The sequence below is a fragment of the Hydrogenophaga taeniospiralis CCUG 15921 genome, assembly GCF_001592305.1.
In the GTDB taxonomy this organism is placed as follows: domain Bacteria; phylum Pseudomonadota; class Gammaproteobacteria; order Burkholderiales; family Burkholderiaceae_C; genus Hydrogenophaga; species Hydrogenophaga taeniospiralis.
Window position 1 is genome coordinate 1 of record NZ_BCWR01000016.1, and the last position, 26,594, is coordinate 26,594.

At 66.5% G+C, this 26,594-nt stretch carries 27 protein-coding genes; 24 read left to right on the forward strand and 3 right to left on the reverse strand.

Annotated features, from left to right (window positions below; all coding sequences use genetic code 11):
- Positions 1 to 323: 323 nt before the first annotated feature.
- From HTA01S_RS18130 to HTA01S_RS18150, 5 genes are all read left to right on the forward strand, one after another.
- Entirely contained in the window at positions 324 to 845 is a 522-nt protein-coding gene (locus HTA01S_RS18130) for a TRAP transporter small permease (protein ID WP_068174154.1), read from the forward strand.
- 2 nt (positions 846 to 847) lie between these two features.
- Positions 848 to 2,164, forward strand: coding sequence for a TRAP transporter large permease (locus HTA01S_RS18135; protein ID WP_068174155.1), 1,317 nt, complete (start codon positions 848 to 850; stop codon positions 2,162 to 2,164).
- Positions 2,165 to 2,285: 121 nt separating this feature from the next.
- Positions 2,286 to 3,275 carry a Bug family tripartite tricarboxylate transporter substrate binding protein gene (locus HTA01S_RS18140; RefSeq protein WP_068174156.1) on the forward strand — a complete coding sequence of 330 codons (990 nt, stop codon included), beginning with the start codon at positions 2,286 to 2,288 and terminating at the stop codon, positions 3,273 to 3,275.
- Positions 3,276 to 3,336: 61 nt separating this feature from the next.
- Positions 3,337 to 4,239, forward strand: coding sequence for an NAD(P)-dependent oxidoreductase (locus HTA01S_RS18145; protein ID WP_068174157.1), 903 nt, complete (start codon positions 3,337 to 3,339; stop codon positions 4,237 to 4,239).
- Positions 4,240 to 4,357: 118 nt separating this feature from the next.
- Positions 4,358 to 5,332 (forward strand): AEC family transporter, encoded by a 975-nt coding sequence (locus HTA01S_RS18150; RefSeq protein WP_068174158.1) that lies wholly within the window; start codon positions 4,358 to 4,360, stop codon positions 5,330 to 5,332.
- 53 nt (positions 5,333 to 5,385) lie between these two features.
- On the opposite strand, the gene HTA01S_RS18155 is transcribed toward HTA01S_RS18150, so the two are convergent.
- The gene (locus tag HTA01S_RS18155; protein WP_068174159.1) at positions 5,386 to 6,297 is read right to left on the reverse strand and encodes a LysR substrate-binding domain-containing protein; all 912 of its coding nucleotides are present in this window, start codon (positions 6,295 to 6,297) and stop codon (positions 5,386 to 5,388) included.
- A 154-nt stretch (positions 6,298 to 6,451) separates the two neighbouring features.
- Between HTA01S_RS18155 and HTA01S_RS18160 the strand changes: the two genes are divergently transcribed.
- From HTA01S_RS18160 to HTA01S_RS18195, 8 genes are all read left to right on the forward strand, one after another.
- Positions 6,452 to 7,111, forward strand: a complete 660-nt coding sequence (locus tag HTA01S_RS18160; RefSeq protein ID WP_068174160.1) for a substrate-binding domain-containing protein — start codon at positions 6,452 to 6,454, stop codon at positions 7,109 to 7,111.
- A 43-nt stretch (positions 7,112 to 7,154) separates the two neighbouring features.
- Positions 7,155 to 8,201, forward strand: a complete 1,047-nt coding sequence (locus HTA01S_RS18165) for an amidohydrolase family protein (protein ID WP_068174161.1) — start codon at positions 7,155 to 7,157, stop codon at positions 8,199 to 8,201.
- Between the two features lie 2 nt (positions 8,202 to 8,203).
- Positions 8,204 to 8,887 (forward strand): 4-carboxy-4-hydroxy-2-oxoadipate aldolase/oxaloacetate decarboxylase, encoded by a 684-nt coding sequence (gene ligK / locus HTA01S_RS18170; RefSeq protein WP_068174162.1) that lies wholly within the window; start codon positions 8,204 to 8,206, stop codon positions 8,885 to 8,887.
- 21 nt (positions 8,888 to 8,908) lie between these two features.
- Positions 8,909 to 9,841, forward strand: coding sequence for an amidohydrolase family protein (locus HTA01S_RS18175; protein WP_068174329.1), 933 nt, complete (start codon positions 8,909 to 8,911; stop codon positions 9,839 to 9,841).
- 1 nt (position 9,842) lies between these two features.
- Positions 9,843 to 10,280, forward strand: coding sequence for a protocatechuate 4,5-dioxygenase subunit alpha (gene ligA, locus HTA01S_RS18180; protein ID WP_068174163.1), 438 nt, complete (start codon positions 9,843 to 9,845; stop codon positions 10,278 to 10,280).
- A 2-nt stretch (positions 10,281 to 10,282) separates the two neighbouring features.
- Positions 10,283 to 11,161: a class III extradiol dioxygenase subunit beta gene (locus HTA01S_RS18185; RefSeq protein WP_068174164.1), complete on the forward strand. Its 879-nt coding sequence runs from the start codon at positions 10,283 to 10,285 to the stop codon at positions 11,159 to 11,161.
- A gap of 1 nt (position 11,162) precedes the next feature.
- Complete coding sequence (locus HTA01S_RS18190; RefSeq protein WP_068174165.1) at positions 11,163 to 12,113, forward strand: Gfo/Idh/MocA family oxidoreductase; 951 nt, start codon at positions 11,163 to 11,165, stop codon at positions 12,111 to 12,113.
- 115 nt (positions 12,114 to 12,228) lie between these two features.
- On the forward strand, positions 12,229 to 13,227 hold the full coding sequence (locus HTA01S_RS18195) for an aldo/keto reductase (protein WP_068174166.1): 999 nt from the start codon (positions 12,229 to 12,231) through the stop codon (positions 13,225 to 13,227).
- A gap of 18 nt (positions 13,228 to 13,245) precedes the next feature.
- On the opposite strand, the gene HTA01S_RS18200 is transcribed toward HTA01S_RS18195, so the two are convergent.
- Positions 13,246 to 13,830: a Crp/Fnr family transcriptional regulator gene (locus tag HTA01S_RS18200; protein ID WP_084236245.1), complete on the reverse strand. Its 585-nt coding sequence runs from the start codon at positions 13,828 to 13,830 to the stop codon at positions 13,246 to 13,248.
- A 209-nt stretch (positions 13,831 to 14,039) separates the two neighbouring features.
- On the opposite strand from HTA01S_RS18200, the gene HTA01S_RS18205 reads away from it, so the two are divergent.
- The 6 genes from HTA01S_RS18205 (at position 14,040) to HTA01S_RS18230 (ending at position 18,463) form a co-directional block, all read left to right on the forward strand.
- Entirely contained in the window at positions 14,040 to 14,378 is a 339-nt protein-coding gene (locus HTA01S_RS18205; RefSeq protein ID WP_068174168.1) for a darcynin family protein, read from the forward strand.
- A gap of 194 nt (positions 14,379 to 14,572) precedes the next feature.
- A complete protein-coding gene (locus tag HTA01S_RS18210) occupies positions 14,573 to 15,340 on the forward strand; it encodes an SDR family oxidoreductase (protein ID WP_084236249.1) in 768 nt (255 codons plus the stop codon).
- Between the two features lie 185 nt (positions 15,341 to 15,525).
- Positions 15,526 to 15,996, forward strand: coding sequence for a Spy/CpxP family protein refolding chaperone (locus HTA01S_RS18215; protein ID WP_068174170.1), 471 nt, complete (start codon positions 15,526 to 15,528; stop codon positions 15,994 to 15,996).
- 17 nt (positions 15,997 to 16,013) lie between these two features.
- Entirely contained in the window at positions 16,014 to 16,322 is a 309-nt protein-coding gene (locus HTA01S_RS18220) for a hypothetical protein (RefSeq protein WP_068174330.1), read from the forward strand.
- Positions 16,323 to 16,331: 9 nt separating this feature from the next.
- Positions 16,332 to 17,039, forward strand: coding sequence for a response regulator transcription factor (locus tag HTA01S_RS18225; protein WP_068174171.1), 708 nt, complete (start codon positions 16,332 to 16,334; stop codon positions 17,037 to 17,039).
- A complete protein-coding gene (locus tag HTA01S_RS18230; RefSeq protein ID WP_068174172.1) occupies positions 17,036 to 18,463 on the forward strand; it encodes a HAMP domain-containing sensor histidine kinase in 1,428 nt (475 codons plus the stop codon). The genes HTA01S_RS18225 and HTA01S_RS18230 overlap by 4 nt, the downstream gene beginning before the upstream one ends.
- A gap of 15 nt (positions 18,464 to 18,478) precedes the next feature.
- On the opposite strand, the gene HTA01S_RS18235 is transcribed toward HTA01S_RS18230, so the two are convergent.
- The gene (locus HTA01S_RS18235) at positions 18,479 to 19,366 is read right to left on the reverse strand and encodes a dienelactone hydrolase family protein (protein WP_169804792.1); all 888 of its coding nucleotides are present in this window, start codon (positions 19,364 to 19,366) and stop codon (positions 18,479 to 18,481) included.
- Between the two features lie 318 nt (positions 19,367 to 19,684).
- Here HTA01S_RS18235 and HTA01S_RS18240 point away from each other — a divergent pair, with 318 nt between their 5' ends.
- The 5 genes from HTA01S_RS18240 to HTA01S_RS18260 are packed head-to-tail and all read left to right on the forward strand — an operon-like array spanning position 19,685 to position 26,407.
- Entirely contained in the window at positions 19,685 to 20,014 is a 330-nt protein-coding gene (locus HTA01S_RS18240; protein WP_068174174.1) for a PqqD family protein, read from the forward strand.
- Complete coding sequence (locus HTA01S_RS18245) at positions 20,011 to 21,099, forward strand: ATP-grasp domain-containing protein (protein WP_068174175.1); 1,089 nt, start codon at positions 20,011 to 20,013, stop codon at positions 21,097 to 21,099. Before HTA01S_RS18240 ends, HTA01S_RS18245 begins: the two co-directional genes overlap by 4 nt.
- Entirely contained in the window at positions 21,096 to 22,520 is a 1,425-nt protein-coding gene (locus HTA01S_RS18250; protein ID WP_068174176.1) for an alanine racemase, read from the forward strand. The genes HTA01S_RS18245 and HTA01S_RS18250 overlap by 4 nt, the downstream gene beginning before the upstream one ends.
- A complete protein-coding gene (locus HTA01S_RS18255; protein WP_068174177.1) occupies positions 22,517 to 24,745 on the forward strand; it encodes an urea transporter in 2,229 nt (742 codons plus the stop codon). Before HTA01S_RS18250 ends, HTA01S_RS18255 begins: the two co-directional genes overlap by 4 nt.
- A gap of 57 nt (positions 24,746 to 24,802) precedes the next feature.
- The gene (locus HTA01S_RS18260; protein ID WP_169804793.1) at positions 24,803 to 26,407 is read left to right on the forward strand and encodes an ABC transporter substrate-binding protein; all 1,605 of its coding nucleotides are present in this window, start codon (positions 24,803 to 24,805) and stop codon (positions 26,405 to 26,407) included.
- The last annotated feature ends 187 nt before the right edge of the window (positions 26,408 to 26,594 follow it).

Below are 26,594 nucleotides of genomic sequence, written 5' to 3' on the forward strand. Positions count from 1 at the left end.
TACCGCCGGCGCGGTGGAGAGCGATTGGGTCAACGAGATGAAGGGCAAGAACATCGACGGCGCCAAGCTGGCCTCGGAGGCTCGCGCGTTGATCGCCAAGCACGCGAAGTAGGTTTACCGCCGGTCGTCCTGCCTGCAAGGAGACGACCGGTGTTCGCGAACCGCCCATGCCCTGCGGAGCACGAATGAGGTTTCGATGGGTGAAATGCATTCAACAATAGAAAACTTCGGATACAGTCGCGGCGCAATCCGCGCGGCTCGCCGGCACATAAAACCATGGGAGACAATCGGACCATGGAACCACCCATGAAAAGGACCCGAGGATGATTGACTGGATCTACCGGACCGCCCGATGGACGGCCCTGTTTGGCGGCATCGTATTGACCGCCCTGACCTTGATGGTTGTGGCCAGCGTGGCCGGGCGGGCCATGATCGGCATCGGGCTGGGGCCCGTGCCCGGCGACTTCGAGCTGGTCGAGCTCGGCGTGGGCATCGCGATCTTTTTCTTCATGCCCTGGTGCTACCTGCGCGGCGGGCACGCCACGGTGGATCTGCTCTACATGCACATGCCCAAGTGGGCACAGCGGGGGGTGGTCATCGTGAGCGACATCCTGATGCTGCTGATCTGGCTGGTGCTGACCTGGGAACTCTGGGCCGGTCTGCTGGAGAAAAAGGAATACATGGAAACCACCTTCATCCTGCAGATGCCGGTGTGGTGGGCTTACGCCCTGTGTTTCGTCGGCGCCGTGATCGGCTGCGTCTCCTATGCCGCCAAGACCCTGACCGAGCTGGGCCTGGCCTCCGCTCCCCAGGGCTGGACCACCGAATCCAACGCAGGGCACTGAATATGTCAACCGTCGAACTCGCCCTCTGGTCTTTCCCGATCCTGCTGCTGCTGATCTTCATCCGTGTGCCCATCGGCCTGTCCATGCTTGTGTGTGGCCTGGTGGGCGCCTGGATGGTGTACGGATCGGTCGATCCCATCCTCAACCAGCTCAAGCAGGTCACGTTCAGCACCTTCTCCAGCTATTCGCTCTCGGTGATTCCGCTGTTCCTGCTGATGGGACAGTTTGCCGCGCTCGGCGGCCTCTCGCAGGCCCTCTTCAAGGCCGCCGAGGCCTGGATCGGGCACCGCAAGGGCGGCGTGGCCATGGCGGCCGTGGGTGCCTGCGCCGGTTTTGGCGCCATCTGCGGTTCCTCGCTGGCCACGGCGGCCACCATGGGCCAGGTGGCCCTGCCCGAGCTCAAGCGAGCGGGGTACGCCGGGGGCATCTCCACCGCGGCGCTGGCCGCGGGCGGCACGCTGGGCATCCTGATTCCGCCGTCGGTGGTGCTGGTGATCTACGCCATCCTGACCGAGCAGAACATCGCCAAGCTGTTCCTGGCCGCTTTCGTGCCCGGCATCCTGGCGGCCGTGGGTTACATGATCGTGATCGCGATCTACGCCCGGGTGAAACCGCAGGACGTCGGTTCCATGCCCCCCATGCCCATGAAGGAGCGCTGGATCGCCACCGTGAAGGTCTGGCCGGTGATGGTGATCTTCATCACCGTGGTCGGCGGTATCTACAGCGGCCTGTTCACGCCCACCGAGGGTGCGGCCATCGGTGCCTTCGGTACCGGTGTGGCGGCCTGGTTCGCTGGCGGCCTGACCCGCAAGACCTTGCTGGGCGCCATCCTGGGCACGGCCGTCGCCACCGGCATGATCTTCATGATCGTGCTGGGCGCCGGGGTCTACAACACCTTCCTGGCGCTGTCGCAACTGCCTCAGGAAGCCGCCACTGCGGTGGCCGGCTGGGGTGTGAGCCCCATGTGGGTGCTGGTGGCGATCCTGGTGCTGTACGTGATCCTGGGTTGTTTCATGGACTCGCTGTCCATGATCCTGCTGACCATTCCCGTGTTTTTCCCCATCGTGACCGCACTCGACTTCGGCCTGCCGCCCGAAGAGTTCGCCATCTGGTTCGGCATCCTGGTGCTGATCGTGGTGGAGGTGGGGCTGATCACACCGCCGGTGGGTATGAACCTGTTCGTCATCAACTCGATGGCGCGCGACACCCCGATCACGCAAACCTACCGCGCCATCATGCCGTTCGTGGCCAGCGATTTCATCCGCACGGCGATCCTGGTGGCTTTCCCCGGCATCACGCTGTTCGTGCTGCGGCTCTGAGGCCACGCGGTCTGCGCTCACGCATTTCGGCATACCAGATAGGGCCTGCACACTGTTGCAGGCCTTTTTTCTGGTGGCTACAGTGGTTTTTCTTGGCACCACCGACAACAGGAGACATCCCATGACCTTGTTCCGTCTTTTCCACCGCCGCGGCCTGCTCGGGGCCGTGTTGTCGGCCTCGGTGCTGGCGCTGGCGTCGCCCGCCATGGCCCAGGGCTTCCCGAGCAAGGGCCTGCGCATCGTGGTGCCGTTTGGTGCCGGTGGCGTGGGCGATCTCACGGCGCGCATCGTGGCGGCCGAGATGAGCCAATCGCTCGGGCAGCCCGTGACCGTCGAGAACCGGCCCGGGGCCGGCGGTGTGGTGGCGGCCGAGACGGTGGCGCGCGCCGAGCCCGATGGCCACACCCTGTTCCTCATGTCCAACGGCACGGCGGTGACGGCGGGCCTGTTCAAGAGCCTGCCCTACGACACGGTCAAGAGTTTCGCGCCCGTGTCCACCCTGGGCACGTTCGACATCGCGGTGCTGGTGCCGGCCGACTCGCCGCACAAGACCCTCGGCGATCTGGTGGCGTTTGCCAAGGCCAACCCCAACAAACTCAACATCGGCAGCATCAACATCGGCAGCACGCAGAACCTGGCGGCCGAACTGTTCAAGACCAGCGCCGGCATCGACGCGCAGGTGGTGCCCTTCAACGGCACGCCGAACCTGATCGGTGCGCTGCGTGGCAAGCAGGTGGACGTGGCGGTCGAGATCCTCGGCCCGGCGCTCACGCAGATCAAGGCCGGTGCCTTCCGCGCTCTGGCCGTGACCGGGCAGAAGCGCTCGAACGCGTTGCCCGACGTGCCCACCGCCGTCGAGCAGGGCGTCAAGGGCTTCGTGGCCTCGTCGTGGAACGCCCTGGCCGCGCCGGCCAAGACCCCACGCCCGGTGATCGACCGGCTGAACAAGGACATCAACGCCGCGCTTGCCTTGCCCGCGGTACAGAAGAAACTGGCCGACCTCAACATCGACGCCAGTGGCAGCACGCCCGAGCAGGCCGCCGAGCTGCTGGTCAGCGACATCCAGCGCTGGGGCGCTGTGATCCAGCGCGCCGGCATAGAGAGGCAGTGACAGAGAGGCAGTGACCCCCCGCGACCATCGCAACGGGCGGCTTTTTTGAATGGAGGTTTTCATGGACAACTTGCGCATCGGACTCATCGGCTACGGTGAAGTGGGCCGCATCTTCAGCGCCGGGCTCAAGGCCACGGCGGCCTGGGATCTGAAGTTCGCCGACCCGGCGCAACGCGAGGAGCCGCTGGCCCACGCCGCGGCGCTGGGCGTGGAGGCCTGCGACGGCGTGGCGAGCCTGTGCGCGAAATCCACGCTGGTGATCTCGGCCGTGACCGCGTCCAGCGCGCTGGCGGTGGCGCAAGCCGCCGCGCCCCACCTGCGCCCCGGCAGCTATTTCCTGGACCTCAACTCCGCGTCGCCCGGCACCAAGCAGCGGGCTGCCGCGCTGATCGACGCCGCCGGTGGCCGCTATGTGGAGGCCGGCGTGATGACCTCGGTGCCGCCCTACGGCATCCGCGTGCCCATGCTGCTGGGCGGCGCGTACGCGGCCAGCCTGCTGCCCACGCTGCAGGCCCTGGGCATGGCGCCCCAACTGGCCAGCGAGCGCGTCGGCGTGGCCTCCGCCACCAAAGTGTGCCGCAGCATCATGATCAAGGGGCTGGAGGCCCTGGTGCTGGAGAGCTACACCACGGCGCGTGCCTACGGCGTGGAAGACGCCATGATCGCCACGCTGCAGGAAACCTTTCCCGGCATCGACTGGCCGGCCCAGGGCAGCTATTTCTTCAGCCGCGTGGCGCAGCACGGCAAGCGCCGCGCCGAAGAGATGCGTGAGGTGGCCAACACCGTGTGCGAAGCCGGTTTCGAGCCGTTCATGGCCTCGGCCATCGCCGAAAAACACGACTGGATGGCCGCGCAGGCCCGCGCCGGTCTGTTCGCGGACCTGGGCAAGTCGCCGCCCTGGCAGGCCTACGCCGACCGCCTGCTGGCCCACCGCGCTCCGGCCGCCAACGACGACACCGCCTGACCACAGCGCCACGCCACCTCCGGCGACAACCGGGGCCCCACCGCCACGCATGCCGCGTCCTCCCAGGGGCAGCGGTTTGCGCCCGGGGTGGCCCGGCGCCGAACACCTGATTGCTCTCATGCTCGATATCCTGGCCATCACCGGCCCGATCTACCTTTGCATCGCGGCCGGCTACGCCAGCGTGCGCTGGAACCTGTTCACCAAGGCCGACATGCGCGTGTTCGGCCGGTTCGTCATCCAGGTGGCTCTGCCGGCGCTGCTGTTCAACGCGCTGGCCTCGCGCCGCCTGGACGAGGTGGTGCACACGGGCTACCTGCTGGCCTACGCCGCCGGTTCGCTGGTGCTGATCCTGGGTGCCCTGTGGTTTGCCTGCACCGTGCAGCGCAAGGGCCTGACCGAGAGCGCCTACATGGCCATGGGCATGACCTGTTCCAACAGCGGCTATGTGGGATACCCGGTGATGCTGCTCCTGTTCGGGCCGTTGAGCGGTGTGGTCCTTGCGCTCAACCTGATCGTGGAAAACCTGGTCAAGCTGCCGCTGCTGTTCACCGCGGCCGACGTCGGCGCGCACGAGGGCGAGCGGCCTTCGTTGCGGCGGGCGCTGACGCAGACCGGCGCCCGCCTGGTGCGCAACCCCATGATCGTGGCCATCTTCGCCGGCTTCCTGGTCGCCTTGCTGGGCTGGTCATTGCCCTCGGTGATCACCCGCACTGTGACCCTGTTTTCGGCGGCCAGCAGCGGCCTGGCGCTGTTCATCATCGGCGGCACGCTGGTGGGCCTGCAGGTCAGGGGGCTGCGCCGACAGGTGTCGCTGATCGCGGTGGGCAAGCTGTTGCTGCACCCTCTGGCGGTGTTTGGCGCCATCGTCTTGCTGCCCCTGCTCGGCCTGCCGGCGGTGGACGGCGATCTGCGTGTCGCGGCCGTTCTCTCGGCCGCCATGCCCATGCTGGGCATCTATCCCATCCTGGCGCAGCGCCATGGTTTCGAGGGCTTCACCGCGGCGGCATTGCTGGCCACCACGGCCGCGTCCTTCTTCTCGCTCAGCGCCATCCTCTGGCTGATGCGTCACAGCGCGGGCTGGCTGACGGGATGACGGTGGTGCCGCCCCCTTGAGGGGGGTAGCGCGAAGCGCTGCGGGGGGGCTATTCAAACCGCCGCGTTGATCGCCTCCAGCGTCTGGCGGATCAGCGCCAGCGTGGTCTGCTGGGTCAGGGTGGCGGGTCGCTGTGAGCTCGTGGCCAGGCACAGGCGGGTGCGCAGGGTCGGGTTGCACACGGCGCGCGTCTGGTAGGCCGAGGGGCGGATCGAGCTGGCGACCGCGTTGCGCGAGAGCAGGGCGGCACCGGCGCCGTCGGCCACCAGGTCCAGGATGGCGGAGACGCCGTCGATCTCCAGCGCGATGAGCGGGCGGCAGCCGATGTTGGCCATTTCGCTTTCCACCTGCATGCGGATCGCGTTGGGCCGGCTCGGAATCACCAGCGGCAGCTTCGCCACCTCGGCCAGCGCAATCGGGGGAGGGGGCGGGTCTTCGGGCAGGCCCGGCGGGCGCGGAAGCACCAGCAGCAGGTCTTCGTCCAGCAGCGGCGCGATCTCGATGTCGGGCGCGGGCATCGCGTTGTAGAGCACGGCGATGTCCAGTCGCCCGGTCTGCAGCCACTCCTGCATGTGGGTCGACAGGCCTTCGCTGATGGAGATGCTGGCCTGCGGCAACTGCTGGCGAAAGGCGCGCGTGAGCGGCACCGTGAGCACCCGCGCCAGGCTGGGCGGCAGGCCGATCGCGACCCGGCCGGCCAGTGCGCCGCGCACCCGGCCCAGCTCTTCCCGCGCCCGTTCCACCTGGTGCAGGATGCCGCGCGCATGTTCCAGCAGCAGCTTGCCCGCCTCGGTGGGCGTGGCGCCGCGGCCGTTGCGCACCAGCAGGTTTTGCCGCAGTTCCACCTCCAGCAGCCGCACCTGGCGCGAGAGCGCGGGCTGGGCCACGTCCAGCGCGAGCGCGGCCCGGGTGAAGCTGCCCAGCTCGGCGACGCGCACGAAATATTCCAGTTGCTTGAGATCCATGGCCCGGGGCGGAGATATATCAAAAGGGAATGGCTAATAGTACGGTATGCCGCTTGTGGTTTTCCGGTGCCTGAGCACAATCCGGCTCATGCCATCCTTTGCATCCACCCCTGCCGCCGGCACGCCGCCCGGGCCGATTCGCGGCATTTCCTCCATGGCCACGCGCCAGGTGCTGGCCGATCTGGTGTCGGCCTACGAGCAGCGTTCGGGCGCCTGGGTGCTGATCGAATCGGTGGGCGGCGTGGACGCCGCCAAGCGCGTGATGGCCGACGAGGCTTTTGATCTGGTGGTGCTCGCGTCCGACGCCATCGACAAGCTGCTCGCCGCGGGCAAGCTTGTGGCCGGCAGCCAGCGGGACCTGGTGCATTCGGGGGTCGCGGTGGCGGTGCGCGCCGGCGCGGCCCGGCCCGACATCGGATCGGAAGACGCGGTGCGCAGCGCTGTGCTGGCCGCGCGCAGCCTCAGTTACTCCACCGGCCCCAGCGGCGTGGCGCTGGCCCGGCTGTTCGAGCGCTGGGGCATCGCCGGGCAGATTCAGGACCGCATCGTCCAGGCGCCCCCCGGCGTGCCAGTGGGCACCCTGGTGGCGCGCGGCGAGGTGGAACTGGGCTTCCAGCAACTCAGCGAGCTGCTGCACGTCGAGGGCATCGAGTTGCTGGGCGCCTTGCCCCCCGCGATCCAGATCACCACCACCTTTTCCGCCGGCGTCTGCGCCAGCGCCACACAGCCGGACGCCGCGCGCGACCTGATCGCCTTCATGGCCTCGCCCGACGCGGCCGAGGCCAAGCGGCGCCAGGGCATGGACCCGGCCTGATCTTCCATCCGCACAGGCCCACATTCGACAGGAGACTTCCCCCATGAGCCAGCAAAAGCCCCTCATCATCGACTGCCACGGCCACTACACCACAGCGCCCAAGGCCTTGGAGAACTGGCGCAACGCGCAGATCGCCGGCATCAAGGACCCGGCTTCGATGCCGAAGGTGTCGGACCTGAAGATCAGCGACGACGAACTGCGCGAGTCCATCGAGACCAACCAGCTGCGCCTGATGAAGGAACGCGGCTCCGACCTCACCATCTTCTCGCCGCGCGCCAGCTTCATGGCCCACCACATCGGTGACTTCAACATCAGCTCCACCTGGGCCGCCATCTGCAACGAGCTCTGCTACCGCGTGAGCCAGCTGTTCCCCGACAACTTCATTCCCGCCGCCATGCTGCCGCAGAGCCCGGGCGTGGACCCGGCCACCTGCATCCCCGAGCTGGAGCGCTGCGTCAAGGAATACGGCAACGTGGGCATCAACCTGAACCCCGATCCGTCGGGTGGCCACTGGACCTCGCCTCCGCTGAGCGATCGCCACTGGTACCCCATTTACGAAAAGATGGTCGAGTACGACATCCCGGCCATGGTGCACGTAAGCACCAGCTGCAACAGCTGCTTCCACACCACCGGAGCCCACTACCTGAACGCCGACACCACGGCCTTCATGCAGTGCCTGACCAGCGACCTGTTCAAGGACTTCCCCACGCTGAAGTTCATCATCCCCCACGGTGGCGGCGCGGTGCCCTACCACTGGGGCCGTTTCCGTGGCCTGGCGCAGGAGCTGAAGAAGCCGCTGCTGAAAGACCACCTGCTGAACAACATCTTCTTCGACACCTGCGTGTACCACCAGCCCGGCATCGACCTGTTGACCAAGGTGATCCCGGTGGACAACATCCTGTTTGCCTCGGAAATGATCGGCGCCGTGCGCGGCATCGACCCCGAGACCGGTCACTACTACGACGACACCAAGCGCTTCATCGAAGCGAGCACCATCGTCGTGGGGGATGACCGCTACAAGATTTATGAAGGCAATGCGCGGCGCGTGTTCCCGCGGCTGGACGCCGCTTTGAAACAAAAAGGAATCTGACCATGTACGAACTCGGCGTCGTTTACCGCAACATCACCCGTGCCGACCGCGCAGCCGCCGACGGTCTGGCCGCGCTCGGCTCGGCCACCGTGCACGAAGCCATGGGCCGCGTTGGGCTCTTGAAGCCCTACATGCGCCCGATCCAGACCGGCGTGCAGGTCTCGGGCACGGCCATCACCGTGCTGCTGCAGCCCGGCGACAACTGGATGATGCACGTGGCAGCCGAGCAGATCCAGCCCGGCGACATCGTGGTCGCGGCCGTCACGGCCGAATGCACCGACGGCTACTTCGGCGACCTGCTGGCCACCAGCTTCCAAGCGCGCGGCGCTCGCGGCCTGGTCATCGACGCCGGTGTGCGCGACGTGAAGACACTCAAGGAAATGAACTTCCCGGTGTGGTCCAAGGCAATCTCTTCCAAGGGCACCATCAAGGCCACGCTGGGCTCGGTGAACATCCCCATCGTCTGCGCCGGCATGCTGGTCACGCCCGGCGACGTGATCGTGGCCGACGACGACGGTGTGGTCTGTGTGCCGGCCGCGCGTGCGGCGGCAACGCTGGCTGCTGCCATCAAGCGCGAGAGCTTCGAGGGCGAGAAGCGCGAGAAGCTCGCCTCGGGCATCCTGGGCCTGGACATGTACAAGATGCGCGAGCCGCTGGCCGCTGCGGGTTTGGTCTACAAGGACTGAAAGAACACCATGAGCAAACCCATGGACAAACCCACGTCGGGTGACTTCACCAAAACCGCTGGCTGGATGGACTGGTACACCGGTCCGTCCAAGCCGACCTTCCAACTGCCCGCTGGCGCTGTGGACGCGCACTGCCACGTGTTCGGCCCGGGCGCGGAATTTCCCTACGCGCCCGAGCGCAAGTACACGCCCTGCGACGCGAGCAAGCACGAGCTGTACGCGCTGCGCGACCACCTGGGATTCGCCCGCAACGTGGTGGTGCAGGCCACCTGCCACGGCGCCGACAACCGCGCCATGGTCGACGCCTGTCTGTCATCGGGCGGCAAGGCGCGTGGCGTGGCCACGGTCAAGCGCTCCATCAGCGATGAAGAGCTGCAGGCCCTGCACGACGCCGGTGTGCGCGGTGTGCGCTTCAACTTCGTCAAGCGCCTGGTGGACTTCACCCCCAAGGACGAGCTGATGGAGATCGCCGGCCGCATTGCCAAGCTCGGCTGGCACGTGGTCATCTACTTCGAGGCGGTGGACCTGCCCGAGCTGTGGGACTTCTTCACCGCGCTGCCCACCACCGTGGTGGTGGACCATATGGGCCGCCCGGACGTGAGCCTGCCGGTGGACGGCCCGCAGTTCGCGCTGTTTCAGAAGTTCATGCGCGAACACAGCAACGTGTGGAGCAAGGTGAGCTGCCCCGAGCGCCTGTCGGTCACCGGCCCCAAGGCCCTGAACGGCGAGCAGAACGCCTACACCGACGTGATCCCGTTCGCCAAACGCATCGTCGAGCAGTTCCCCGACCGCGTGCTCTGGGGCACCGACTGGCCGCACCCCAACCTGAAGGACCACATGCCCGACGACGGCTTGCTGGTGGATTTCATCCCGCACATCGCGCCGACGGCCGAGCTGCAGCAGAAGCTGCTCGTGACCAACCCCATGAAGCTTTACTGGCCCGAGGAGGTCTGACATGGCACTCGATAAACCCTACAAAGACGTGCCCGGCACGATCATCTTCGACGCCGAGCAGAGCCGCAAAGGCTTCTGGCTCAACCAGTTCTGCATGAGCCTGATGAAGGCCGAGAACCGCGAGAAGTTCAAGGCCGACGAACGCGCCTACCTCGACCAGTGGCCCATGACCGAAGAGCAGAAGCAGGCCGTGCTGGCACGCGACCTCAACTGGTGCATGCGCACCGGGGGCAACATCTACTTCCTGGCGAAGATCGGCGCCACCGACGGCAAGAGCTTCCAGCAGATGGCGGGCTCCATGACCGGCATGACCGAAGAGGAATACCGCAACATGATGATCAAGGGCGGCCGCTCCGTCGAAGGCAACCGCTACCTTGGTGAGAACGGGGATGCGCAAGTGCAGAACCAGCCGCAAGGCGCCGCAGGAAAGAAGGCTTGACCATGGCAAAGATCACCGCATCCGTTTTCACCTCGCACGTGCCCGCCATCGGCGCGGCCATGGACCTCCACAAGACGCAGGAGGACTACTGGAAGCCCGTGTTCGCAGGCTACGAGTATTCCAAGCAATGGATGAAGGAGAACAAGCCCGACGTCGTCTTCCTCGTCTACAACGACCACGCCACGGCCTTCAGCCTGGAGATGATTCCCACCTTCGCCATCGGCACCGCGGCCGAGTTCACGCCGGCCGATGAGGGCTGGGGCCCGCGCCCCGTGCCCAAGGTCATCGGCCACCCGGACCTGGCCTCGCACATCGCGCAGTCGGTCATCCAGCAGGACTTCGATCTCACCATCGTCAACAAGATGGACGTGGACCACGGCCTGACCGTGCCGCTGTCGCTGATGTGCGGCGAGCTCGACCCCAAGAAAGACGCCTGGCCCTGCCCGGTGATTCCATTCGCGGTCAACGTGGTGCAGTACCCGGTGCCTTCGGGCAAGCGCTGCTTCATGCTCGGCCAGGCCATCCGCAAGGCCGTGGAAAGCTACGACGAAGACCTGAACGTGCACATCTGGGGCACGGGCGGCATGAGCCACCAGCTGCAGGGCGCGCGCGCCGGCCTGATCAACCGCGAGTGGGACAACGCCTGGCTCGACAAGATGATTGCCGACCCCGTGGGCTGCGCCAACACGCCGCACATCGACTACGTGCGCGAAGCGGGCAGCGAGGGCATTGAACTCGTGATGTGGCTGATCGCCCGCGGCGCCATGTCCGACATCGTCGACGGCAAGGTGCAAGGCCCTGCGCCGACCGTGAAGCATCGCTTCTACCATGTGCCCGCATCCAACACGGCCGTGGGCCATCTCATCCTGGAGAACAACTGACATGACCATCAAAGTAGCCCTCGCCGGCGCCGGCGCCTTCGGCATCAAACACCTCGACGGCATCAAAAATATTGACGGCGTTGAAGTGGTTTCGCTGATCAGCCGCGACCTGGAGAAGACCAAAGAAGTCGCCGACAAATACGGCATCGGCCACGTCACCACCGATCTCGCCGACAGCCTGGCGATGAAGGACGTGGACGCCGTCATCCTCTGCACCCCCACGCAGATGCATGCCGAGCAGACGCTGGCCTGCCTGAAGGCCGGCAAACACGTGCAGGTGGAGATTCCGCTGGCCGACAGCCTCAAGGGCGCCGAAGACGTGGTGGCGCTGCAGAAGCAGACCGGCTTGGTGGCCATGTGCGGCCACACCCGCCGCTTCAACCCCAGCCATCAGTACGTGCACAACAAGATCCAGGCCGGCGAATTCAACATCCAGCAGATGGATGTGCAGACCTATTTCTTCCGCCGCACCAACACCAACGCGCTGGGCCAGGCCCGCAGCTGGACCGACCACCTGCTGTGGCACCACGCCGCCCACACCGTGGACCTGTTCGCCTACCAGTGCAACAGCCCCATCGTGATGGCCAACGCCATCCAGGGCCCGATCCACCCCGTGCTCGGCATCGCCATGGACATGAGCATCCAGCTCAAGGCCGCCAACGGCGCCATCTGCACGCTGAGCCTCTCGTTCAACAACGACGGTCCGCTGGGCACCTTCTTCCGCTACATCGGCGACACCGCGACCTACATTGCGCGCTACGACGACCTGTTCACCGGTAAGGAAGAGAAGATCGACGTGTCCCAGGTGGCGGTGTCCATGAACGGCATCGAGTTGCAGGACCGCGAGTTCTTCGCCGCCATCAAAGAGGGCCGCGAGCCCAATTCGAGCGTGGCCAAGGTGTTCAACTGCTACCAGGTGCTGAACCAGCTGGAGCAACAACTGAAAGCCTGATGGATCCCAGCGGATGGATCGCCCAAAGCACAATGGGGTCAGACCACTCGCCGCGCAGCGGTGATGTGCTCTGACCCCGTTTTGCGTGCCACGACGCCACCACAGGACTTTCGATATGCAACAACGCCAACTCGGCCCCTTCAAAGTCTCAGCCATCGGCCTGGGCTGCATGAACATCTGCCACGCCTACGGCGCCCCCGTGTCCGAGCAGCAGGCTGAGCGCGTGCTGCTCGGCGCGCTGGACGCGGGCGTGACCCACTTCGACACCGCGGCGCTCTATGGTTTTGGCGCCAGCGAAACGTTGGTGGGCAAATACCTCAGCCCGCACCGCTCGAAATTCACGCTCGCCAGCAAGTGCGGCATGCAGGGCGTGCCCAACGCCGACGGCGTGAAGGTGCGCGTCATCGATGGCCGGCCCGAGACCATCAAGGCCACCTGTGAAGAGGCGCTCAAACGCCTCAAGACCGACGTGATCGACCTGTACTACCTGCACCGCTGGGACAAGCAGGTGCCCATCGAGGACAGCGTGGGCGCCCTGAGCGACTTGGTGCGAGCGGGCAAGATCCAGACCATCGGCCTCTCCGAAGTGTCGGCCCCCACCTTGCGCCGTGCGCAGGCGGTGCACCCCATCACAGCCGTGCAGACCGAGTACTCCCTGTGGACGCGCAATCCCGAGATCGCCGTGCTCGACACCTGCCGCGAATTCGGCATCGCCTTCGTGGCCTTCAGCCCGGTGGCGCGCGGCTTCCTCTGCGGCGAACTCAACGTGGGGGCCTTCGATGCCAAGGACATCCGCCGCAGCATGCCGCGTTTCGCTCCCGAGAACTACGCCACCAATCTCACGCTGCTGCCCGGCTACCTGGCCATGGCCAACGAGGTGGGCTGTACCCCGGCCCAACTCGCCATTGCCTGGCTGCTGCACCGTGGTGAGAACATCCTGCCTATCCCCGGCACCACCAGCCTGGCACACCTGAAGGACGACCTGGGCGCGGCGAACGTGAAGCTCGATGCCTCGGTCATGGCGCGGCTCAACGACCACATCAACCAGCACACCGTGAAGGGCGAGCGCTACAACGCGCAGGGCAGCAGCGAGGTGGACACCGAGGTGTTCTGACGTCCCGGGGCACGGCGCTCAACCGGCACCGCTTCGCACGCGGCTCACGATGCGGTTCAAACCCACCGGCGTGAGGCCCAGGTAGCGTGCGAGGTTGTTTTGCGGGATGCGCTTCTCCAGCGCAGGGCATTCCGCGAGAAAGGCCCGGTAGCGGTTTTCGGGCGAGAGCGTCAGCAAGCTGCGTTCTCGTGCCTCCTTGCGGGCGGCAAATGCCATCGTCAACCGCTGCATGGCGCGGCCCCACGCAAGGTGGCGGTTGGCCAGCTCCTCCACAAGCGGAAAATCAAGGCGCTCCAGCCGGCTCTTTTCCATAGCGACGGTTGCAAAGCTGGTTTTTCCGCGGGGCTCAAGCGCTGTGATGCTGGCGAAGTAGCGCCCCTCTTCGGCAAATGACTTGATCCACTCGTTGCCCGATTCGTCGAGATAACAGAGCTTGATGAGACCTTCACGCACGGCGTAGAGGTAGGGGTGCTGCACGTCCTGGTGAAACACGGTGGCACCCGCAGGGAATCCGAGTTCCCGAATGTGCGTGCTCACGCGATCCCATTCCGGGAGAGGTTGGCCCGCTGCCGACTCCAGCAGTTGCCGCAACACGGATGTCATGGGAAACGGCGGATTGACTGAGGTTAATGACAACGCGCAGGGTGTTTTCTAGAGTCACGCCTGCATGAGGAACTTGTCATTGAACCACAGCAGCAACCATCGGCGATGGCCGGCAGCGCAGCCCGCTGTTGGTTTGGATGCCAAAGGTCCGATGCATGCACGGGCATTGAATGCCGCCGACATCGTCAAAACACGTTGAGGACTCACCCATGAACTACACCTTCTTTGTCATGCTGCGTGCATTGCCGGCGTGGCTGCAGCTCAGCCGCGAGGCCCGGAAGTCTCTGGCCGATGAGCACATGGGCGCTGCGCTGGCCCGCAGCGAGGGGTTGTTGACCATGCGCTACTTCGATGCCGAGGCGTTCTCCTCGCCTTGCAGCGAGGTGGTGATGGTCGAAACCCGGGATCCCCGGCACCACTACTTTTTCATGGAGCAACTGCGCGATTCACCGCTGTTCAGCGTGCCGTACTTCGAGGTGTTGAACATCGTCTCGACAATTGAAGACGGCTATCAGACCTACGAAGCCCAAGGATTGCCGAGCGCTTGAGGTGTTCGCGGGCGAGGTGTTGTCGCTGGCACCGGCAGCGCGCATCGATCGATCTCGATGGCGACCCGATCCCGGGCGGGAAGAAGGCATCTGACTGCGGTGCTATGCAGCGGCTGCAAGCCGTCTGACGCGTCCGCCGCACGATTAACTTCGGTTAACGACACCATTCCAAAGCGTCCCTACAGTCCGTTGGCATGAAACATTCTCCACAGAACCCCAACCCCTTCATGGGCCGATCCTGGCCCAGGACGCTGGTCACCGGCGCCACTTCGGGCATCGGTCTGGCGCTCACGCGCTTGCTTGCCGAATCGGGTACGCCTGTCCTCGCGCTGGGACGCAACGCGGGGGCACTGGCGCCGTTGCAAGCGAAGCATCCCCACCTCGTGTTCGTCCGTTGCGATCTGTCGGATCTGGCGTCGCTGAGTGCCTTCGCCACCGATCTGGTGGCGGCGCACCCCGACCTGGCCTGTCTGATCAACAACGCAGGCCTGCAGCACAACCTACTTTTCGACGAGAGCGGGTCCACCGCCGAAAGCATCCGCCAGGAGATCGACGTCAATCTCACGGCGCCCATCACCCTGACCCGTGCCTTGCTTCCCCATCTGCGGTCGCGGCCTGCTGCCTGGGTGGTCAATGTCACGTCGGGGCTGGCATTCGCTCCCAAGCGCGGTGCGGCGGTGTACAGCGCCACCAAGGCCGGTCTGCACCTGTTCACCCAGGCGCTGCGGCTGCAGATGCAGGGGCAGTCCGTGCGGGTGGTGGAGGCCATCATGCCCCTCGTGGATACACCCATGACCCAAGGCCGTGGTCGCGACAAGCTCCCGGCCGAAGCCGCCGCCGCGCAAATCCTGGAGGGCTTGCGCGTCGGGCGGCAAGACATCTGGGTCGGCAAGGCCAGGGGCATTCCGTGGCTGCAGCGCATCGCGCCCGGCGTGCTGGGCCGCATCATGCAGGCCGGTTGAGCGGACCGATCCGCCATCGATGGAGCACCCCGTGAAAGGCCGGCGGGTGAACGACACCTGCTTTGTCCTGCAGCGCGCTTGTCGATACAAAACGCAATAAACCGAAACTGCGCCGAGACCACCGACGGGCGTTGCCCCGGCACCATGACGGACATGTTCAACAAGGTTCTGAAAGGACCCCCGTCATGAAACCCTGGATCAAGAAAACCCTCGTCGGCGTCTTCGGCGCGACCCTTCTCGTCGGTGGCCTCACGGCCTGCGGATCGCGCAGCCACCACCACGGCGGCGACTGGAGCCCCGAGCGCGTGACCGAGGTGCGCGGCAAGGTGGTGGACAAGATCAGCAGCAACCTCGAACTCAACGAGGCCCAGAAGCAGAAGCTGGGCGTGCTGGCCGACGAGATCATTGCCCAGCGCACCGCGTTCCGTGGCCAAGGGGCCGACCCGCGCGCCGACTTCAAGGCCCTGATCGCCGGCGACAAGTTCGACCGCGCCCGCGCCCAGGCCCTGCTGGACCAGAAGACACAGGCCGTGCAGGGCAATGGCCCGAAGGTGATCGCCGCGCTGGCCGATTTCTACGACAGCCTCAACCCCGAGCAGCAGAAGCAGGTGCGCGAGCGCATGGAGCAGCGCCGCGGCTGGTGGGGCCGGGGTTGAGCGTGGGGATGACGGCCATGTCACCCCGACTGGAACCCATCCACCACCTGGCCCAGCAAAGCCGGGTCTTCGGCCCGGCCTTGCTGGCCGATGCCGACGACCCCCACGCCGAACTGCTGGCCATGGTGTGGGGCCCGCGCTTCGACCGCGAGCACGCGCTCGGCCTGTGGGCCCGGCTCTCGCAACGCCGGCCCGGTGAAGCGGTGCCGGTGCTGCCGGCCCTGCTGTCGGCGGCCGACCGCTTCGACGCCCTGGGCACGCCGGTGCAGCAGCGCTTGCGCCGCCTCATCGTGCGCCACCAGACGCTGGGCGCGGCGGCAATGTAAGAATCGCGCATGCACCGCGTTTTGCTCATCGACGACGACGAACAGCTGGGCCCGCCGCTGGCCACGTATTTCCAGCGCTTCGAACTCTCGCTGACCCACGCCCTGCGGCCCAGCGAGGGCCTGCAGCGGCTGCGCGCGGGCGGGTTCGACGCCGCCATCCTCGACGTGATGCTGCCCGAGATGGACGGCTTCGAACTCTGCCGCACCATCCGCAAGGAGAGCGACATCCCTATCGTCATGCTCACCGCGCGTGGCGACGTGATGGACCGCGTGGTCGGCCTGGAGATCGGGGCCGACGACTACCTGCCCAAACCCTTCGAGCCGCGCGAGTTGGTGGCGCGCCTGCAGACCGTGCTGCGCCGCCGCCGCGCCAGTCTGGCGCCGCAGTCGCCCGCCGTGGGCGATGCGGGGCAGGGCGAGCTGCGCTTCGAAGGCCTCACGCTCGACCCCGCGCGCCGCAGCGTCATCCGCCAGGGCGAGCCGGTGGAACTCACCGGCACCGAATTCGAGCTGCTGATGCTGCTGGCGCGCGAGCCGGGCCGCGTGCACAGCCGCGACGACATCCTGAATCAGCTGCGTGGCCACGAGGCCGATCTCTACACCCGCGCGGTGGACATCGTGGTGAGCCGCCTGCGCAAGAAGCTGGAGCCACTGGACTGCATCAAGACCCTGCGCAACGCCGGCTACTCGCTCGCGCTGCGCCGCCTCACGCCATGAACCACCGGGCCACGCCCCACGCGCGCGACGCGACCGCCCCCCACGCGCGCAAGCCCTGGCACCGCCGCGCGCGCCAGCGCCTGAGCCACTCCATCAAGCTGCGGCTGGTGCTGGTGTTCGTGCTGCTCGCGCTGGCCATGGCCTTCACCTTCGTCGGCGGTGCGCAGAAGGCGTTTTCGCTCGGCTGGCGCGAGGCCGCGCGCCCGCTGCTCATGGATTACGTGGACCGCCTCGCCGCCGACGCCACCGCCGGCGGCACACCGGACATCGAGCGCGCGCAGGCCATCACCCGGCGCCTGCCGCTCACCATCGACATCACCGGCCCGCGCGTCACCTGGCGCTCGCACCCCGATCAGGGCAAGCCTGAATGGCTGCGCGACCACCTGGGCAGCGAGCGCAACGCCGGCCCGGGCGACGGGAGCAGCGAGCGCTGGGGTGGCGAGAAAGACTGGCAGCGCCTGCTCTCGCGCACCACGGCCGATGGCCACACCATCGAGTTCGGCCTCAACGACGCGGCCTTCGAGCGCCGCCCGCGCCTGCTGGGCTACACCCTGGGTGCGCTGCTGCTGCTCACCTTGCTGGCGTTCCTGTACGTGCGCCGCCTGCTGCGCCCGCTCGACGACATCCAGGCCGGTGCGCAGCGCTTCGGCGCCGGCGATTTCGGCCAGCCCATTCCCGTGCGCCATCCGCGCAAACCTGATGAGCTCGGCCAGCTCGCCACCACCATCAACACCATGGGGCAGGACATCCGCCAGATGCTCGACGCCAAGCGCGCGCTGCTGCTCGCCATCAGCCACGAGCTGCGCAGCCCGCTCACCCGCGCCCGGCTCAATACCGAGCTGCTGCCCGAAAACGCCGAGGTCAATCCGCAGCGCGAAGCCCTGCTGCGCGACCTGCAGGAAATGGCCCGCCTCATCACCGACCTGCTGGAAAGCGAACGCCTGGCCGCCAACCACGCTGCGTTGCAGACCGAGCCCGTGGCGCTGGAGGCGCTGGCGCGCGACGTCATCGGCGAACTGCAGGCCCGCCACCCCGAGGCGGCCCACATCGCCGTGCACGCCGCACCCGGCCTGCCCACACTGGCGCTCGACCCCACGCGCATGCGATTGCTGCTGCGCAACCTGCTCGACAACGCCCTGCGTCACAGCGCCGAAGCACCGCTGCCGCCCGAGCTGCACCTGCGTGCCGAGGGCGAAGGCATCCAGATCGAGGTGCGCGACCACGGCCCCGGCGTGCCGGACGGGCAGATCCCCCATCTGGCCGAACCCTTCTTCCGACCCGACACCGCCCGCACTCGCGCGCAGGGCGGCGTGGGCCTGGGCCTGTACCTGTGCAAGCTGGTGGCGCAGGCGCACGGCGGCACGTTCGCCGTGCGCAACGCACGGCCCGGGTTGGCGGTGGTGGTGAATCTGCCGCCGCGTTGACGGCGGGAAGGACGCCTATTTCTGTGCCAGGCGGTCGCCTTCGCCGCCCGGGTGGCGGCTGAGCGCCACGAAGAACGCGAGCATGCGATCCCGGCTGTCGTCGGCGGCCTGAGCATTCCGGCCCACCAGCTTGCCCAGGTAGCGCTGGGGCAGGATGTCCAGGTCGAAGGAATGGGCCGCTTCGGGGTAGATGACCAGCTGCAGGTCTGCACCCGTGGAGCGCACGCCTTCGCATTCGCTGGCGGGCACCCAGTCGTCCTGGCCGCCGCCGAACACCAGCAGCGGTGTTTTCAGTGACACGGAGTTGCGCTCGAAGGCGCCGCACCAGGGGTAGAAGGCCACCACCCCGCGAAAGCCGTCGGTGGCACCGGCCTGGCCGTGCGGACCATCGCCTTTGGCCACCTTGATCGCCACGCTGCCGCCGTTGCTCTGGCCCATGAGGAACACGCTGCCACGGTCGACAAAGGGTTGTGCCTGCAGGTAGCGCAGCGCATCGTGGGCGTCGTAGGTGCGGTAGTCGCGGGCGTCCGCCAGCCGGTCGAAGCTCTCGCACACCTTGCCGCCGCCCTGATTGCGGGGCCCGAAACTGTCGAGGTTGAGCACCACGAAACCCTTGCTCACCAGATGCTCGGCATAGCGGTTCATGGTGAAGCGAACCGGCGGTTGCCAGCCACCGCAGCCATGCATCAGCACCACCGCTGGAAACGGGCCATCGCCGGCCGGCCGGGAAAGCTCGGCCCGCAGGGTGACCTTGTTCGAACTGTGGGCCTGTGTGGCCTCGAACGTCACCCGTTCGCTGGCAAATGCCGAGTGGGACAGCAGCACGCCGAGGATCAGTGTGCCCAGCCACAGTGGCAGCCTGCATGGCAGGGCGCGTTTGGCGAGACCGTCTGTGTGCTTCAAATCGTTCGACTCCATGGCGTTGCGTTGTCTGGGCGCCCCGTCATGGGTCGATCCAATGCCTGAATTTTCGGTACCGCTCTCGGCATCTGAAGGTGCAACCGGCCAGAAGGCGTTCATTTCCGAGCGAACGGCGTGCCGTCGTCCGCATGGGATGCACGTAAAAAAGCAATCTTTCGTGTGATTTTTGGCTATAAATGTGAATGCATTTTTATTAAAATTGATAGGCACTGAGACTCGGGAAGCTGAAGATGGCTAGTCATTTCGTATTTAGGTACGAACGTGGGCAGGCATCGAGCGGATTGAATCAAAGGAGCCTTCATGAAAGACACAAACGGGCCGGCCGCCGATGCCGCGGGCCCTGGTCAAGCCCCGTCAAAGGGCTCGGGGCGACTTCGGTTCTTCGGCGAAGAGTTCGTGCTCGACACGGCGTCGGGTCTGTTCTACCGGCTCACACCGGCGGCCCATCTCGTGCTGCAGGCCCATGAACGGGGTGTGCGGACCCGGCAGTTTCCCGGGCTCTTGCGGCAGCGCTACGGCATTGATGCGGTCAGCGCCGCGCGCGATGTCGAGTTGCTGTGCAACCAGATGGCCTCCCTGGGCTTGCTGGACCCGAAGCCCCAGCAGTGCCGCCAAGAGGCGAAGGTATGAGCGTTCCCCTGCGCAGCGTGGCGGTCACCGGCATGCACCGCGGCGAGAACCCTCAGCCCGGGGCTTCCGTGGTGGCCAGTTTGCGCCGCCAGTTTCCAGGGTTGCGCACGGTCGGCCTTTCCTACGATCCGCTGGAGAGCAGCCTGTACGGGCAGGGCGGTGATCACCCCGATGCGGCCTACCTGATCCCCTTTCCCCGAGCGGGCGCGCGGGCCTTGCTCGACCGGCTGGACATGATTCGCCAGAGCGAAGACATCGGCTACATCATTCCCTGTCTCGACTCTGAAATCGAGAGCTACCTGCAACTCGAAGAGCCGCTGAGGGAGCGTGGCATCCGCTGCATTCTGCCCACCCGGCGCTCGTTCGAGGAACGCCACAAGGCTTCGCTCTACGACTTCTGTCTGCGCCATGGCATACCGAGTCCGGTCACCCTCACCGCCCATGACGCGCTGGCGGTGGAGCGTTGTGCGGCCGAGGTCGGCTATCCGGTCTATGTGAAGGGGCGGCTCTACCACGCCGAGCTGGTTCACTCGCGCGAGGGGCTGGTGGCCGGATACGACGAGATCGTGCAGGCCTGGGGCTGGCCCGTGATGGTGCAGGAAGCCCTCAGTGGAGAGGAGTACGACGTGGCGGGCGTGGGCGATGGCGAGGGCGGCATCGTGCAAAGCTGCTCCATTCGAAAGCTCCTGCGCACCTCTCACGGAAAGGGGTTCGCCGGCATCGTCGTGCAGGACCCGGCCATGGATGCGCTGTCCGCGCGCATCATCCACGCGCTGCGCTGGAACGGTCCCTTCGAACTCGAGTTCATCAAGGTGCCAGGCCATCCACACGCGCTGATGGAGATCAATCCGCGCTTTCCGGCCTGGATCGACTTTCCTTCACAGATCGGGTGCAACCTGCCCGCGCTGCTGTTCAAGCGCCTGCTCGGGCATGCCGTCAAGCCACCACCGGTCTGCAAACCCGGCCAGATGTTCGTGCGCCACAGCCTGGATCTCGTGGGGGACTTCGCCGACTTTGCGGCCATGGCCAGCAGCGGAGAGCGCATCTTCCGACCCCTTCAGACACCAGAGCAGGTCACACCATGAACAACAACTACCTTCCGCCGACCATCAGCGCCGAGCTGGGGCGGCACGCGCTGGAAGCTGCCGCTGATCGCAACCTGTACGCACGCGGCACACGCGCGCCCACCCTGTTCGAGATCGACGGCATTCCCGTGGCTGCGCTGGTGCAGCAGTTCGGCTCGCCGCTGTTCGTGTTCTCCGAGCACGACCTGCGTGAAAAGGCCCGCCACCTGCGGGCGGCTTTCACCAGCCGCTACGAAAACACCCGGTTTGCCTGGTCGTACAAGACGAACTACCTCTCCGCCATCTGCCAGGTGTTTCACGACGAGGGCTGGATGGCCGAGGTGGTTTCGGACTTTGAATACCAGAAGGCCCGCAAGCTGGGCATTGATGGCAAGGACATCATTTTCAATGGACCGTTCAAGCCACGTCCGATCCTGGAGCAAGCCATTCGCGAGCGGGCGCTGATCCAGATCGACAACTGGGACGAGCTCGGCCTCGTCGAGGCGTTGGCCCGGGATCTCGATGAACCGCTGGAGGTGGGTATCCGCGTCTGGCTCGATGCCGGTATCCGGCCGATCTGGTCGAAATTCGGCTTCGCGGTGGAAAACGGCGAAGCGGCGCGCGCGGCGCAACGCATCCAGGCGAACCGGAAGCTCTCGTTGCACACGCTGCACACGCACATCGGAACCTACGTCCTCGATCCCAATGCCTACCGCGTGGCCGTCACCAAACTGCTGGCCCTGCGCGAGCAACTCCATGCCGGCCAGCAGCACTGGGTGCCCTGCATCAACCTGGGTGGGGGCTTTCCCTCGAACAGCTTGCTGCACGGCATGACCGGGCCTGCCGAACAGGTCGTGCCGCCCATAGACGCCTACGCCGAGGCCATCACCGAAGTGCTCAACCGCCTGCCCCCCGAGCAGCGGCCGCAACTGCGCTTCGAGAGCGGGCGCCACCTGGTCGACGAGGCCGGTTATCTGCTCACCTCCGTGGTGACCATCAAGGGCATTCGGCACCCCATGACCGAGCCGGCCGGTCTGCGCGACTACAAGGAGCAACTGCTCGTGGGCGAGGCCGCCCAGACCAGCTACGTCATGGACGCCGGCATCAACCTGCTCTACACCGCGGCCTGGTACCAGATGGATGTGCTGCCCGCGCGCACCATCGAAGCACCGCCAGCGCCGTCGCGTCTGTACGGGCCCCTGTGCATGGTGATCGATGTGCTTCGCTACAGCGTCGATCTGCCGCCGTTGAAGGTGGGTGACCTCCTCACCTTGCACCCGGTGGGTGCCTACAACGTGTCGCAGGCCATGCAGTTCATCGACTACCGCCCGGCGGTGGTGCTCGTCGGCATGGATGGCAAGCCCGAACTCATCCGTGCGCGCGAGGTGCTGCACGATGTGGACGGTCCCGAGCGCCTGCCTGCTCACCTGGTGCACCCATGACCCAGGCTCTCCACCCCATCGCCAGACGCCTGGACGCCGCCGCACCCATGGGTGCGACGTTCCGGGCCCTGCGTGCGTCGGTGCGGGGTTGGGTCGAGGCTTTCGGGCAGTCGCTGGGCAACGTCTTTTTCATCGGGCAGCCCTGGCTGGGGCTGCTGCTCTGGGCTGCGTTGCTGAGCCGCCCTGCGCTGGCCTTGTTTGCGCTGTGCGGCCTGCTGGCGGGCGTGCTGGTCCAGTGGGTCCTGCGTGTCCCGGACGCGCCGGGCCTGGGGGGTGGCATCAAGGCCAATGCGCTGCTGACGGCGGTGGTCTCGGGCTGGATGAGCGGTCCCATGGGCATGCCCTGGGCACAGCAACTGGTGCTGGCCATCGCCGCCGCGATCGCCGCATCGCTGGTGACTGCGGCCCTCACGCGCATGCTGGCCCGCAGCTTTCTGCCTGTGCTGCTCTGGGGCTATTGCCTGGTCGCGGCGATGTTGTTCAGTGTCTGCCCGGATTGCACCGTGCGCGCCGCCTACGCCATGCCCGTCTGGCCGATGCCCACCGATGCCCGGGGCTGGCTGGGCAGCTTCCTGCGTTCCATGGCGTCGCTCATGTATTCGCCGCATGCCGTGGCCGGCGTGCTCGTGTGCATCGCCTTGGTGCTGTGGTCGCGCGCCATGTTCCTGGCCGGGTTGGCGGGCTGGCTCGGCGGGGTGCTGCTGTCGCTGGGTTTCCAGCGGCTGGGGTTGAGCTTTGTCTGGCTGCCACTGTCGTACAACTATTTCATTGCCGGCATGGCGCTGGGCGCGGTGATCTTCCTGCCGGGGCGGCTCTGCCTGCTGGTGGCTGCCGTGGCCGGCGCACTCACCGCCTTCTTCGGGCTGGTGCTGCAGTACGTGCTGGGCTGGTCGGCCACCAGCTACCTGCCGGTGTCCTCGGCGCTGGTCATCTGGGTGGGCATGGGCGCGCTCACGCTCGCAGGCGAGCGGGCCATCGTGGAGCGCAACGCCACGCCGGGCGAGCCGCCCGAACAGCGCTGGTGGAAAGAGGCTTGCTGGCGCGCGCGCTACGGTCGCACGGTGCCGCTGTTTGCCGTGCCCGTGAGCGGTGAACTGCAGATTTCCCAGGGTTTTGACGGGCGCATCAGCCACAGGGGCATGTACCGTCATGCGCTGGACTTTCAGCGCTCCCCCGCGGCCGAGGCCATGGTCGGTTCGATCTGGGGGGCCGCCGTCACGGCGCCGGCGCCCGGCACGATCGAGCGGGTGCGCGACGGTGTGGCGGACAACCCACTGGGCGTTTCCAACTACGCCGAAAAGTGGGGCAACCATGTGGTGATCCGCCTCGACGCCGGCGGCTGGGCCATGCTCGCGCACCTGCAGCTGGGCTCGGTGGCGGTGGTGCCGGGTGCCCGGGTCGAAACCGGAAGCTACCTCGGCCGGGTGGGCAATTCCGGTCGTTCACCGATGCCCCACCTGCACCTGCAGTTGCAGGGCTCCCCCGAGCCCGGGGCGGCCACGCGCCCGTTTCGGCTGGCCAACTATTTCACCGCCGAGGCGCCCGCCACCGCACTGACACGCTGGCACGCTTCGGCCGTTCCCCCCGAGGGTGAGGTTCTGGCGCAGGCCCAGGCCCATCCGGTGGTCTACAACACCCTGGCCAGCATGGCCCCGGGCACCGCGGTGTGGACCTGCGAGATGGAGGGCGACATTCCACGCGCGTTCAAACCCGGGCAGGCCCGGGTGCAACAGATCCAGGTGCGCATCGACAGCCTGGGTGAGCAGGTGCTGGACGCGGGAGAACAGGGGCGCCTGGTGCTGGCCCTCGATCCCGATGCGCTGCGCGTGATGGCGCTGGACGATGCGAGTGCGCCATTGCTGCGCCTGCTGGCCATGGGGGCCACGTCCATGCCGTACGCGGCGCGCGTGGGCACCCGCTGGAGCGACGTCGCGCCGGTGGTGCCCGGGGGCGGCTGGTGGCGGCCCTGGTCGCTGCTGCTCGCGCCATACCGGCCCCATCCGTTTCCCGTCGTCCACTGCGCCTGCACCGCCATCGCGGAGCCAGGCCCGAGCGGTTCGACGCTGGCGTGGGTGAGCACGGTGCGGACACCCGGTGCATCCGGGCCGCGCAGGCTCATGTGTCAGTTTGCGCCCCTGCGGGGGCCCGTGAAGCTCCAGGCCGAATTTGCGACCGGGGTTCTTACCTTCCGCTTGCTGTCTTTTGAGCCCGCGCCCCTGGGTTGAGGGTGTTGGCAGAGCGGAAGGTCTTTTCCTTTTGTGTCAACCCTGATGGAGGCCATCATGAAGATGAAGCTGGAAAGAAAATCCGCATTGGCGCTGGCCGCTCTGGCCGTGCCCCTGGTGCTGACGGGTTGCGCCAACGTGCTGCGCGTGGCACCACACGCCGAACTCAAGGTCTTTGATCCGGTGTGGACCACCGCGTACATCACGCGCAACCACGGCTACCTGATCTACGACACCCTGTTCGCGATGGACGAGAACTTCGAACCCCAGCCGCAGATGGTGGACAAGTGGACCGTCTCGGCCGACAACAAGACCTGGACCTTCACCCTGCGCGAAGGCCTGAAGTGGCACGATGGCACCGACGTGACCGCCGAGGACTGCGTGGCCTCGTTGCAGCGCTGGAGCAAGCGCGACGGCGCGGGCCAACTGCTGTTTCGCGACGTGGAGAGTCTCACCGCCCAGGACGCCCGCAGCTTCACCCTGAAACTGCGCGAACCCAATGGCCGGGTGCTGGAGACCCTGGCGAAGGTGTCGGCCAATGTGCCCTTCATGATGCCCAAGGCGGTCGCTGCAACCGACCCTTTCAAACCGATCAAGAGCAAGGTCGGGTCTGGCCCTTATCTTTACAGCTGGGCACAGTCGACGCCCTTCTTCAAGACGGTCTATCTCAAAAACAAGCGCTACGTGCCACGCACGGAACCGCTGTCGATGACCGCGGGCAACAAGGCCGGCCAGGCCGACCGCATCGAGTGGATCTACCACGACACGCAGGAAGACATGGCCAACGCGCTGATCCGGGGCGACGTGGACTACATCGAGTCGCCCTCGGCCCGGGTGTTGCCCATGTTCGAAGGCAAGGAAAAGATCGTGGTGAACTCCACCGATCCGCTGGGCAACATCGCCATGGCGCGCTTCAACATGTTGCAGCCCCCGTTTGACAACCTGGCCGTGCGCCGGGCCGCCCTCATGGTGATGCAGCAGGAGGACTACATGCGCGCCGCGCTGGGGGACCCCAAGTACTGGCGCACCTGTTACTCCATCTTCCCTTGCGGTACCCCGTTGTCCAACGACGCGGGCAGTGCCACGATGAAGGCGCCCGGCCTGGACGCGGCCCGCAAGGCCCTGCAGGAAGCCAAATACGACGGCACACCGGTCGTGATCCTCAACCCGGTGGACAGCCCGGTGATCTCCACACTCACGCAGGTCACCGCCGAGAAACTGCGCGCCATCGGCATGACGGTGCAGGTGCAGAACATGGACTGGGCCGCGCTCACGCAGCGCCGCGTGAACCGTGGGCCGGTGAAAGACGGGGGCTGGAGCATGTTCCACACCTGGTGGCTCGCCGGTGACCTGCTCGACCCCTCGGCCATCGCCTACTCGGGCGATCCCGAAACCGGCTGGTTCGGCTGGCTCAAGGACGCCGAGCTCGAGGCACAGCGCGCCGCCTTCAGCCGGGCCATGACGGCCGCCGACCGCAAGGCCGTGGCCGAGAAAGTGCAGCAGCGCATCGTCGACGACGCCGCCGTGGGCATCCTCGGACAGTTCTTTGAGCCCGTGGCTTACCGCACCAACATCAACGGCGTCACCGGGCCCATCCAGTTCTACTGGCAGATGTGGGTCGAGTCGCCTTTCATGCGCTCGCCTGCGAAACCCGTCCGCTAGGATGAAACACCCCCCGCGCCGCTTCGCGTCACCCCCCTCAAGGGGGGCGGCACTGGCCGTCCGGCAAAGCCGGCCCGGCGGTGCCCTGGGTTGGGCCGTTTCATACGGCGCGGGTGGCGCTCCGGCACCATAGCAAACTGAAGTGGAGTGGGCGCCACAGCTTCCCCTGGCTTGTTGTACGTCATGG